This is a genomic window from Thiorhodococcus drewsii AZ1 (assembly GCF_000224065.1).
Taxonomy (GTDB): domain Bacteria; phylum Pseudomonadota; class Gammaproteobacteria; order Chromatiales; family Chromatiaceae; genus Imhoffiella; species Imhoffiella drewsii.
The window spans coordinates 1-11,664 of record NZ_AFWT01000066.1 but is presented as its reverse complement, the minus strand read 5'-3'; the positions used below and the strand labels follow the sequence as shown (position 1 = coordinate 11,664).

At 59.4% G+C, this 11,664-nt stretch carries 10 protein-coding genes; 4 read left to right on the top strand and 6 right to left on the bottom strand.

Annotated features, from left to right (window positions below):
- A partial coding sequence (locus tag THIDRDRAFT_RS22325) for a transposase (RefSeq protein WP_007043199.1) occupies positions 1-195 on the bottom strand: 195 nt, incomplete at its 3' end.
- 115 nt (positions 196-310) lie between these two features.
- On the opposite strand from THIDRDRAFT_RS22325, the gene THIDRDRAFT_RS22320 reads away from it, so the two are divergent.
- Positions 311-4,003, top strand: a complete 3,693-nt coding sequence (locus tag THIDRDRAFT_RS22320; protein WP_007043198.1) for a PAS domain S-box protein — start codon at positions 311-313, stop codon at positions 4,001-4,003.
- Here the strand turns inward: THIDRDRAFT_RS22320 and THIDRDRAFT_RS22315 are convergent.
- The 3 genes from THIDRDRAFT_RS22315 to THIDRDRAFT_RS22305 form a co-directional block, all read right to left on the bottom strand.
- The gene (locus tag THIDRDRAFT_RS22315) at positions 3,930-4,748 is read right to left on the bottom strand and encodes a hypothetical protein (RefSeq protein WP_007043197.1); all 819 of its coding nucleotides are present in this window, start codon (positions 4,746-4,748) and stop codon (positions 3,930-3,932) included. The two genes, THIDRDRAFT_RS22320 and THIDRDRAFT_RS22315, sit on opposite strands and share 74 nt — an antisense overlap.
- A gap of 72 nt (positions 4,749-4,820) precedes the next feature.
- Positions 4,821-5,153 carry a 4a-hydroxytetrahydrobiopterin dehydratase gene (locus THIDRDRAFT_RS22310; protein ID WP_007043196.1) on the bottom strand — a complete coding sequence of 111 codons (333 nt, stop codon included), beginning with the start codon at positions 5,151-5,153 and terminating at the stop codon, positions 4,821-4,823.
- A gap of 295 nt (positions 5,154-5,448) precedes the next feature.
- Positions 5,449-6,384 (bottom strand): Hpt domain-containing protein, encoded by a 936-nt coding sequence (locus tag THIDRDRAFT_RS22305; protein ID WP_007043195.1) that lies wholly within the window; start codon positions 6,382-6,384, stop codon positions 5,449-5,451.
- Between the two features lie 394 nt (positions 6,385-6,778).
- On the opposite strand from THIDRDRAFT_RS22305, the gene THIDRDRAFT_RS22295 reads away from it, so the two are divergent.
- Both THIDRDRAFT_RS22295 and THIDRDRAFT_RS22290 read left to right on the top strand, forming a co-directional pair.
- Positions 6,779-7,894 carry an NADH:flavin oxidoreductase/NADH oxidase gene (locus THIDRDRAFT_RS22295; protein ID WP_007043194.1) on the top strand — a complete coding sequence of 372 codons (1,116 nt, stop codon included), beginning with the start codon at positions 6,779-6,781 and terminating at the stop codon, positions 7,892-7,894.
- Between the two features lie 220 nt (positions 7,895-8,114).
- Entirely contained in the window at positions 8,115-9,026 is a 912-nt protein-coding gene (locus THIDRDRAFT_RS22290) for a hypothetical protein (protein ID WP_007043193.1), read from the top strand.
- 135 nt (positions 9,027-9,161) lie between these two features.
- Here THIDRDRAFT_RS22290 and THIDRDRAFT_RS25050 read toward each other — a convergent pair whose 3' ends face one another.
- The gene (locus THIDRDRAFT_RS25050; RefSeq protein ID WP_007043192.1) at positions 9,162-9,917 is read right to left on the bottom strand and encodes a hypothetical protein; all 756 of its coding nucleotides are present in this window, start codon (positions 9,915-9,917) and stop codon (positions 9,162-9,164) included.
- 316 nt (positions 9,918-10,233) lie between these two features.
- Positions 10,234-10,917, bottom strand: coding sequence for an SWIM zinc finger family protein (locus THIDRDRAFT_RS22285; protein ID WP_007043191.1), 684 nt, complete (start codon positions 10,915-10,917; stop codon positions 10,234-10,236).
- Here THIDRDRAFT_RS22285 and THIDRDRAFT_RS22280 point away from each other — a divergent pair.
- A complete protein-coding gene (locus THIDRDRAFT_RS22280) occupies positions 10,907-11,257 on the top strand; it encodes a hypothetical protein (protein ID WP_086009942.1) in 351 nt (116 codons plus the stop codon). The genes THIDRDRAFT_RS22285 and THIDRDRAFT_RS22280 overlap by 11 nt on opposite strands.
- The last annotated feature ends 407 nt before the right edge of the window (positions 11,258-11,664 follow it).

Below are 11,664 nucleotides of genomic sequence, written 5' to 3'. Positions count from 1 at the left end.
AGGTTTGCGCCCCCGTTTGGTCTCGAACAGCGTGCCGGCGTGCTCCAAGATCTCCTTCTTCCATTGCCCAACTTGAACCGGGTGCACACCGTGCTCCTGGCCAATCTCGTTGACGGTTTTCACCCCACGGATGGCCTCCAAGGCCACTTTGGCTTTGAACGCGGCGGCGTAGGTTTTGCGCTTTGCTTCACCCATTGTGATCAACCCTTTCGTGCCGGCCTGACAACTTAAATGACTGTCCGATTTTTAGGGTCCACTTTACCACGCCGCACCGGAGTTGGTGCTTGCTCCAAACTGTGGATGAGTCTTCATGAGCACTGGTTTATTTGACGGTCAAGGCACACGGCCGTGTTATCCACGCACCGAGCTGGTGCTCGATAGCTTGCCGTTGGGTGTCGTCTTTCTGAATGTCCTTGGAGAAATCACGGCCGCCAATCCAGCGGCCGAGCGGATTCTCGGTCTGTCACTTGATCAGATGTGCGGTGTCCACGCGGTCGATTCGCTCTGGCAAGCCATCCGCGAGGACGGTTCGTCCTTGCCTGCTGAGCAGCATCCGGTCATGGTCGGATTGCGCACTGGCGAGCTGGTGGGGCCTGTCGTCATGGGGGTGTTCAATCCCCAGTGCGCGGCACACATCTGGGTCAACGTCAGCGTGGTTCCGGTGCGCGATCCGGCGAATGGCACGCTTGAATGCGTCGGCGTCTTCTTCGAAGACATTTCCGCCCAAATGGAGGCGCAGCAGCAGGAAGCGGCCACGGAAGCGCGCTTTCAGGCGGCCTTTACGGCGATGTCGGAAGGCATGGCCTTGCATCGGCTGGTCTATGACGCAACCGGTTTTCCGCAGGACTACCTCATTCTCGACGTCAATCCTTCCTTTGAACGTCAGACCGGCCTCACGCGGGAGGCGGTCGTCGGCCGGTTGGCCTCGGTCGCTTACGGTACAGGTTTGGCGCCCTTTCTCGAACGCTACGCGCAGGTTGCGCGGACGGGCCAGGGACAGATCTTTGAGCAGTACTTCAAGCCGTTGGGCCGGCACTTCCGAATCAGCATCTTCTCGCCGGAGCCGGAACACTTCGGGACTGTCTTCGAGGACATCACCGAGCGCAAGCGCTCGGAAGCTACGCTGCAACGGCAGCGCACCATGTTGGCGCGGACTGAGCGGATTGCGCATCTCGGTAGCTGGGAATGGGAGGTTGCGACGGACACCGTGACCTGGTCCGAGGAACTGTTCCGCATTGTTCAGCGCGATCCCACCGAAGGGGCACCTTCCTATGCGGAGCAGTCGACGCTCTATGTACCGGAGGATGGGCAGCGGTTGAATGCCGCAGTCGAAGAGGCGCTACAGCTGGGCACCGCCTACGATCTGGAGTTGCGATTGATTCGCGAGGATGGTGCGATGCGGATCTGTCTGGTCCATGGGGAGGTCGAGCGGGGTTCGGATGGGCGCATCAGACGTCTGATCGGATCGCTTCAGGACATTACCGAGCGTAAGGCAGCCGAAGACGCCTTTCATGCCAGTGAGCAATCTCTCCGGCTGGCCCAGGAGGCGGCGCACATCGGGGTCTGGGACTGGGATTTGGGCACCGATCAGGTTTATTGGTCGCCGATGTGCGAAGCGCTTTACGGCGTGCCGCCATCCGGTGGGCCGCGATGCGGCGCCGATTGGCGTGCCATGGTCGACCCGGAGGATTTGGCCTACCTCTTCGACCAATTGGAGGAAGGCCCCATCGCGCGGCAGGAGCCGTTCGAGGTCGAATACCGGGTGCGCCGGCCTGACGGCCAGATCCGCTGGCTGATCAGCCGTGGACAGGCGCAGTACGACGCTGCCGGTCAGCCGATTCGACTTTCGGGCGTCAACCTCGATATCACCGAGCGTAAGCGGTCCGTCGAGCAGCTCGCGTTTCTGGCCCGCCGCGCCGAGGCGTTGCGTGCCCTGCCCATCCTCGCCGACACGCTGGATGAGAAGGACTTCATGCAGGCGGGGCAGGAGATGGCGGAGGATTTGACCGAAAGCCGCATCGCCTTCATTCACTTCGTCAACGACGATGGCGCCACTATCGAACTGGTCACCTGGTCACGCCGGACCTTGGAGGACTACTGCACTGCGGTCTATGAGAGCCATTATCCCTTGCCCCAAGCAGGCATCTGGGCGGATGCAGTGCGCACGCGTGCCCCTGTCATATTCAACGAGTATGCGACCGCCCCAGGCAAGCGCGGTCTGCCGTCCGGGCACGCGGAGCTCACGAGAATGATCTCCGTTCCGGTGATCGAGCAGGGCTCCGTGGTCATGATCACCGGGGTCGGCAACAAGCCGAGCGACTATACAGAGACGGATATCGAGACCGTCCAACTGATCTCCAATCTGATCTGGAGCACGGTCCAGCGTCGCCGCGCGGAGGAACGCCTGCGGATGCTTGCTCTTGCCGTGGAGCAAAGTCCAGCGGCGGTCGTGATTACCGATGTGGAGGCTCGTATCGCCTATGTGAATGCCGCCTTCGAGCAGACGACCGGTTATACACAGAGCGACGTCCTAGAGCAGGATTCGCGTCTGCTGCAATCCGGTCTTACACCCCGTGAGACCTATCAAGATCTGTGGGAGGCATTGGGCCAAGGTCGGACGTGGCGCGGCGAGTTCGTCAATCGGCGCAAGAACGGCGAGATCTATTACGAGATCGCCGCGATCGCGCCTCTCCACGCGGTGACTGGGGAGGTGACGCACTATGTGGGGGTCAAGGAGGATATCACCGAGAAGCGGCGCCTGACCGATGAGCTGGAGCGTCATCGCAGCCACCTCGAAGAGTTGGTCAAGGCCCGGACGCACGAACTCGAAGAGGCCCGCGACCGGGCCGAGGCGGCCACTCGGGCCAAATCCGCGTTTCTCGCTAACATGAGTCACGAGATCCGCACCCCGATGAACGCCATTCTGGGGCTCGGTCATCTGCTGCGTCAGACAGGTTTGACCGAGCGGCAGTGCGAGCAGCTCGACAAGATCGAGGTCGCCGGACGCCATTTACTGGGCATCATCAATGCGATCCTCGATCTAGCCAAGATCGAGTCCGGCAAACTGATCCTGGATGAGTCCGAGGTTCAGATCAAGGCGATCATGCGCAATATCGTGTCGATTCTGTCGGATCGGGTTGAGGCCAAGCAGCTGATGCTCCGCGTTCAGATTCCGCCCCTACCGACACATCTCCTCGGAGATCCCGTGCGCATCCAACAGGCGCTGCTCAACTATGCGGCGAATGCCATCAAGTTCACCGAGAGCGGTTCCATCACGCTGCGGGTGCGTCTGGAAGCCGACTTGGGCGACAGCGTCACGCTGCGCTTCGAAGTCGAGGACACCGGGATCGGCATTGCCGCCGAACAACAGTCTCGGCTGTTCAGCGACTTTGAACAGGCGGATCAGTCGATCACTCGACGCTACGGTGGCACCGGGCTCGGTCTCGCCCTGACGAAGCGACTGGCGCGCTTGATGGGAGGGGAGGCGGGGGTCGACAGTACCCTTGGCGTCGGCAGCACCTTTTGGTTGACGGCGCGTTTGCGGCGGGGCGAGCCCGCGCCAATCGACACCGAGACGCCTCCCGACCAGGCGATCCAAGCCGATGCGAAGCGAAGCTGTGCAGGACGTCGCCTCTTGCTCGTCGAGGACGATCCGATCAATCGCGAGGTCACGCTGGGACTCATCGCCGGTTTGAATTTGAGCGTTGACGCAGCCGAGAACGGGGCCGAGGCGCTGGAGTTCGTGCGGCTGAATCGCTATGACTTGATCTTGATGGATGTGCAGATGCCCGTCATGGATGGACTGGAAGCCACTCGACAGATTCGCAAATTGCCACAGGCCGCAGAGGTGCCCGTCGTCGCCCTGACGGCGAACGTCTTCGCGGAAGACCGGGAGCAATGTCTGGAGGCGGGTATGAGCGATTTCCTGGTCAAGCCGATCGAGCCAGGGCGTCTGATGGCCGTTCTCCAATGCTGGCTTGCTCGGCCAAGCCAGATTGCATGATGTCATCATCCAAGGCGGGCTCCGCAAACCTCAGACGACGACCCCGCTCCTGGAGCAGTCGCTCCAGCTTTGGATAGCGCTCGACATCGCCGTCGATCCGCTCCAGTGCCAGGCGCGTGAAGAGCGATTCCGACAGCCACTGATCACGCCTCGCGGATCGGACGGTCTCATGGTGGGGCGAGTCGCGGTAGGCGAACGTGCGCATCTGATCGAGGCTTCCCCAGACGCTGAAGGTCGCCAGGGATAGCAACGGGTATTCGCCGATACCCTGCGCATAGCCGCACCCCGGGTGGTCCCGCAGATCCGTTCGTACGCGCGGCACGGCGCGCCAGAAGTCCAGGACACGCGACGCTTTCACCCGTGCCCGGGTCAGAACGACGAAGGGGCGCTCTGGATCCTGGTTGCCCGCATAGTCGAAGACCTCGCGACCGTCCCAGGTGCCATGTCCACTCAGTGGGGTGAGCTGAAAATGCAGCTGCTCCACCGCCGGTCTGCTGACCCACCGATACAGGCGGGTGTCTCGAATCGCATCCATTCGAGTCGGATCGTCCAATAAGCACACCAGACAATAGGTCTTGAGGTCGGGAAGGAGCGAGAAGCCGCCGTCACCGCCGCAGCCCATCAGCTTCAGGTTTCCGGACGCGGCCTCTTCGCCCTTGAACAGTCCCTGAAAGCCCATCAGCACGAAGGCGCTGGGGACATGGGTGGTGCGATAGCGAAAGAAGCTGAAGCTGACGTGCCTCATCTGACTGCCTCCGCACAGCCTTGGCAAGTATTCCATGCGACGCTCGAGCGACTCACCGAGCGGCGGTTATGCTCAGAGCTGGTCCGTCTTGGCGGCCATGATGAAATCGTTGCGGTGTAGACCGCGAATCTTATGCGACCACCAGGTGACGATGACCTGTCCCCATTCCGTCACTAGCTTGGGGTGATGGCCTTCGGCTTCCGCGATCTCGCCGACTCTGTTGGTAAAGGCCAGGGCCTGCGCGAAGTCCGGAAACTCGAACCGCTTCTCGAGCTGCATGACCCCGTCGCGAACTTCAGTGGACCAATCCGGAATGTCCTTGATGAGCGTCGCCAGCTCCTCATCCGATACCTTCGGCGCGTCGGCACGGCATGCCTCGCACGTCTCTTGGGTCAGTTGGCTCATAGTGTGTCTCCCCTGTACATCGAGCGTGAATGAATCGAGCCCGCCCGCACGGGTTGGGCAAGACTGATCCGCCTACAATGCTGGATTGGGACGCCTCGGCCATGATTCCAGACCTGCCGTCTTTGACATGAGACCGCATTGGCTTGTGTCAATCCAGGGTCAGGGTCTGCGAATCGCGCGTGATCGAGGCCCCCAAGCGCGGCTGAGGCTGCGCCTGGGGGCTTGCTGTTGCATCAGGGGCCACCCTTGCTGGCCAGTGTGACGCATGGGTGGTTTGAGGTCGTCTTGGAAGGCGTCAGAGAAAGAAGTAGGCCGCTGTTCCGCCGGCCGCGAGCATCAATAGAATGCCGATCGTCAGCGCCCAGACGCCGAGGCGACGCGCCGACAGCGCGGCTTGAAGAACGGCATCCAATCGCTCCTCCAGTTCCTGGCGCGATCGGTCTTTGCCGTGTGTCCGCTCGCGAATGCGCTGGTCGATGAGGTGCTGCAGTTCTCGCGTATCGGGCGTCCCTGCGGGCGGTTGGGCGCCTCGCGACAGCTCACGCAGCTCGCGCACATCCCGTGTCAGCGTGTTGACGCGCTCAAAGAGCGGTTTGAGGTCGATGCCGCCAGCAGGCTGCCCTTGAAGCTCCGCGCCAATCGTATCCAGCTGATTGGCGAGCTTGCGCGATTGCTGCAGGCCCATCTCGGCGCGATGGAGTGCCTCGTCGGATCGCCGGGCCGATTGCTCGACTATGCGTTGCAGCTCGTCGAGCTTGGCCTGAATGTCGTTACCCCCGCCCGATGGAGCGGCGGACGGTCGTTTGGCGGCTGCGGCTTGAGGCTCACCGTTGGCGATCGCGTCGGCTTGCGCCATCATGGTTTGGATATCCGCGTTCATGTCGGACGGGCGATGGCGCTTAAAGTCATCGACAAGCTTTGGCATGGCGCCATGGCAGTGTGCCAGCAAGGTCACCATGGGCTCGCCAATCGCGATTTTGCCCTCCAACGCGCGGTTCAACATGTTCTCCATCTTCCAGGCGAGTTCGCCCAGATCCATGGCCTTGGCCATACGACCGCTACCCTTGAGGGTATGGAAGCCACGACGGACTTCTCCGAGTGCATTCCGGTCCTTCGGGTTGCCCTTCAGGGCTTTTAGGTTCTGATCGATCTCCTGCAGGACCTCTTCGGCCTCTTCGACGAAGATCTCGATGATTTCCTGGTCGTCTGCGTCTAGGGTTATTGTCGACATGCCTTACGTCCCTCATGGAATCCAAACCGGTGCCGGCACGCTCCTGGCACCCTGCCCAGCTTAGGCGGGCGCGAAATCGGATGCGCCTGGCTCGATGGGACGGAGACACTGCGATCGGATCGCGACTCCGCCTGTTTCGCTATGCGCTTTCTTGACCTGATTCTCGAACGCGACCCCACTGTTGTCACCCATTCCGTGCGGTTTTTTCCCTGGGTTGTGAGCTGGATCGCTTATTCCGAATGCCAATCGAGGTTCGGGCTGCCCTCGGGCTACGACGAGGTCATCGTTGCAGAATCGGCGGTTCGCTGGAGATACAGGATTTTTGAGGCTCTGATTTGGGTGCTATAAGGCTGGGAACGGCCCCGATCCTTCATCGACTCACAGGTTGATCGAAATGCAGACACCGAAACTCTTCGAACCTTTGACGATCGGCTCGCTCAAGCTCGCCAATCGCATCGTGATCGCGCCCATGTGCCAGTATTCAGCCACCGATGGCTGCATGAGCGACTGGCACCTGATCCATCTCGGCCAGCTCGCGCTCTCGGGTGCGGCCTTGCTGACGATCGAGGCGACCGCCGTGGTACCGGAGGGTCGGATCTCTTACGGGGATGTCGGGCTCTGGGACGATGCCGCCGAGGCCGCGATGGCCGCGACCGTGTCGGCCGTTCGCAAGTGGTCGGACATGCCCATCGCCATCCAGCTCGCACACGCTGGGCGCAAGGCATCGACCGATCTACCTTGGCAGGGTGGGGCGCAGCTTCCGCCCGATCACGCCAATGGCTGGCAAACCGTCGCCCCCTCCGCAGTGCCTTTCGGTGCCACCGATAGGGCGCCGATCGCGCTCGATCGCCAGGCGATGATCGAGCTGCGTGACGCCTTTGCATCGGCGGCCCGCCGCGCCGCACGACTCGGGATCGATGCCATTCAGGTCCATGCCGCCCACGGCTATCTGCTGCATCAGTTCCTCTCGCCGCTGTCCAATCGGCGCGAGGATGAATTCGGTGGTTGTCTCGAAAACCGCATGCGTTTCCCGCTTGAGGTGTTCGAGGCCGTGCGGAATGCCTTCCCCGCCGATCGGCCGGTCTCCGTGCGGGTATCCGGCACCGATTGGGTCGAGGGCGGCTGGGACAGCGAGCAGACGATCGCCTTTGCGCAGGCGTTGGAGGCATGCGGATGCAGCGTCATTCATGTCTCCAGTGGCGGTCTGCATCCGAACCAGGTTATTCCGGTCGGCCCCAGCTATCAGGTTCCGCTCGCCCGCGCGGTCAAGGCGAACGTCGGCATCCCCGTCGTCGCTGTCGGCCTGATTACCGACTACGATCAGGCCGAGGGGATTATCGGCACGGGCGATGCCGACATGATCGCCTTGGGACGGACCATCCTCTACGACCCGCGCTGGCCTTGGCACGCAGCAGCCCATCTCGGCGCAACGGTTTCGGCCCCCGTACAGTATCTGCGCTCCCAGCCTCGACGTTACCGCGACCTGTTCGCGACGCCATCCTCAGGTTGATCAGGGACATTGAAAAGGGCCAGAGTGGCGGGCTGCTTTTTCCGAGCGACCAGCGGTTGGCCTGTGTGCGTTGACCTCATATCGCGCCCCCGCTAACCTCCAGTCTTGCCACCACAGGATCCTGCCACGCCTTGCCCAGGACGATCACCGTCTACAGCGCTCGGTCTGGGATCAAGCGATGGTCGGGGCTCGACGATTTGATTGAGAGGACTTTAGCTTGATGAAAACAATCCAGATTCTGGCGTTGACGACCGGAATGATCGTTAGCCCGCTCGGCCAAGCGGATCATCTTCTTTTTCCATTTGTTGTTTCGAATCCGGACAACGTCGTCACCCTGATCAGCATCACCAATATGGCCAGCACGTACGGCTACCTGAGGTACCGGTATTTTTACAAGTCCGCTACCAACAACGACGAATGTCAGGAATACGAGTTCATCAGAAGCACCTACCCAGGTGATATCGTGACCTTCGACGTCTCTGGAACGCTAGGGGATGGCGCCCCTGTGAATAACGACCCCGATAGTTACGAAGGTCGGTTCAGTCTGCCATCGATGACACGAGCCGTCCGAGGCTATTTGCTGGTCAATCATTACGATAAGGATACAAAGACCGCGACCAAGGAAGGGGCCACTACCCTGATGGGTCAGGCTACTGTGATAGAGATTCAAAGTGGATCGGCCTGGGGTTACCAGGCGTTCAACGATACCAAGGCGGATGAAAAGCCGGATTTCAGTAAGTCCGGCGGTGTCATCAGTACGGATAAATCGGTGCCTTTTACATTTCAGCCCTCAGCCTCGAACCAATGGACGACGAAGTTCTTCGTCACACCGGTCGGCTCCGACATGACAGGGGCTTCCAGTCAATACTCAAGCCATCTGAAATTCACGATTAACAACCAGAACAGCGCGAACATGGCATCCGACATTACCTGCACGGGGGCGATCGATTTTGCTGACGTCATGAGCGCTGCGACCCTGCAAAATGTCGAAGAAACCGGCGGTTGGGGAACCTTGACGCTGGACAAGGCGACCGGCTATTCCCCGGCGATCATCTTCAAGCTCGACTACACTTATTCGGAGGATATTTTGCAGAGTGGCAGTGCCAACAATGGCATCTTGTTGGGGAATTAAACGAACGGGAAGGGCGAGAGAAAGAGGGCAGGCTCGAATTTTCTCCTCGCGTGGATCTGTACGGGGGGCGGCGGGTTAATACCCGCCCTTGCCCGATTAGAAAATTATTGCAGTATTTCTCAAGGTTACTTCTGCTCACTTCCAGCTACGTGGTCTATTTACATTGGCTCTCCATCCTAAGATCCCTAGGAGTCCGGACCCAAACAACCAAAAAGCTGCAGGAATAGGGACTACTGCTGGGGTTTGCTCGACCCCAGAATAAAGCACATTCGGTTGGCTGTAATTATAGAAGCCAAACGCGCCATCCGAGAAAGAACCTGAAACGCTTAACTCCTTTTTGTCATTCACAAATACTTCTGCTAGGGCATTCGTGAAAGTGACATCGAAACTATAAATTGTGTTGTCATTCCAACCTACGTTTCCTAAATTCGTAGCCCTTTGAAGTTCTTCCACCCCCTTTGGAAAACTATGCGCCCATGCGCCCGGTCCTTCTGGTAGTGCGTCAGTTACATGAGAGATAGAAAGGCCCGCCGAAGCGGTCCCCCCACCAGACCAGTTCTGAGTGTTTTGCTTCCAGTCAATAAGCAAGTAGTCGGCGCTCGAACTTTCTAGATCGCCGTCTTGGTAGCCGAGAACAAAACCTATGTAATCGTCATCTTGAGTTGTCTGAACAGCCATTTGAAATGAAAAGGTCTGACCTTGGCTGTTTATGTTGTTATGATAAACGGTTGGGGGGCTATTAGCTGATTGTAGGACGGCATTGTTACCGCTTTGCAGTTTCCAAGTGCCTGGCCCGTTTGTTTTCCAAGACGAAAGATCTATAACTGCTGCGCTCAGCGTTAATGGTGCACCAGCTACTAGAAGCGAAAGGAAGAAAGGAATTTTATTCATAGGTTTATCCTTAATTAATTTGGTGCATTTTCCAACGCGACGTAAGCGCATGATTGAGTATCTGAGCCATCCGGCCCTGACAACCTGATATTACCCCAGTTTTCGGGCGTTTTCGCTCGGATTTTTGCGTCTCGGTCACTTGTCAAGGCGCCCACGCCCTGATAACCGGCTATTTCCGGCTAATCGGGGCGAATGCGCCTAATAACTGCGCCGAAAAGCACATATCAGGGCGTGCGTGACAGGATAAGTTGATATTGCCGGGGATTTTCGGGCCAGAATCGGGCGAGGGATCCGATTCGACCCATGTGTGGTATCTCTACAAAACCCCTTTGCTCTTTCCTCGCACCCTCCCATACAACTCCTCCATCACCTCCACAAACGAATTATCCCGCTCCCAAAACCCCGGAAAATCCCCGGCCTTCCGCACCAGGATTCCCGGCACGACCGGCGGCGTTGCCGGCTCGATCTCGGTCGGCAGACATTTTCGGCCGTTCCAGAAGTCCCGATAGTCCGGCGCCGACTCGGCGGTCCGCGGTCGGGTGAAGAAGGAGTCGGCGGGTTCGATCGCCTCCTCGCGTTCGTCCATGACCGAAACCAGCGCCCGGCCCAGCGGGGTCTCGCTCAGGGACTGGTGCAGCCGCTCGCGCGACAACCCTCTCAGCTCGAACAGCAGGAATGGATCGTCGTCCAGCATGCCGGCCAGACGGTAGTAGACCCCGGCGATGTGCTTGCAGGGATTGGCATAGTCGGGGCAGGAGCATTGGGTCAGGGCGAAGTCGTCGCGGCTGCGGGGCAGCAGGTGCAGGCGCATGCCGGCGAACACCTGGTCGATGCGGTCGGGCATCTGGCCCATGAGCAGCTGTGAGACCAGGGCGGCATTGGCGCCGATCTTGGCGATGGCCTTGTCCCAGTCCTGGTCCGGGATGGGTGTCAGGCGGATCTGGGTCTTGTACTGCGGTTCCTTGTAGACGCCGAAATAGGGATTGACGTTGCCCCGCATCGTCGCCTTTACCAATGCCTTCTCGATGCCGAAGCTCAGGATGCGGTTGTCGCCGCAGCAAGAAATAAATCCGTCCCCTTTTCCCCTCAACGTGTCCCAGGTGCAGGTGCCGAACGGCAAGTACGTCAAGACCGGGGCCAATGTCTGGTCCGAGTATGACGCGAGTGGGAAGCCCACCTACAAATTCCGTGAAACGAACCGGGATGCCTGGTCCGTCTATCTGAATGACCCCTCCCGCAATGTCCAGCTTCAGCTGGATCTGCATCGCAAGTGGGTCAGCTATGGCGAGGATGGCGGCCCCAAGAGAGATCTTTACAGGATCACGTCGGCTAAGGGATAGCCTCGGTCTGCCGAGCGGTATTCAGAGCGGGGCGGGCACGGGATCATCGTCCGCCGCTTATGTCTCGATTCATCCTGCAACCCCTGATCGCTCAAGTCTTGCGCGATCAGGGGTTGCCGCATTTATGGGATTGCCTCTGTCGCCGCTGCAGTGAGATGCCGACTGGGATGACTCGGGTTTTTGAGTGATGCCGCACGAGCACAGTTATACCTAGCGAATGCAGGATTTCGGTTCTCAATTACCGATAATCTGGAAGTTCTCAGCAAGCAGCGTGCGCAGTTGGGGCGCATAGAGATCCAGCTCCGCAAAAAACTCTTTAGCAGGCTATTCGGAACTCGGCAAACCGCTCGTAATAACGATTGTAAAGCACTTGCTTCTTGAAGAATTTCCAGAATCGCTCGATCAGG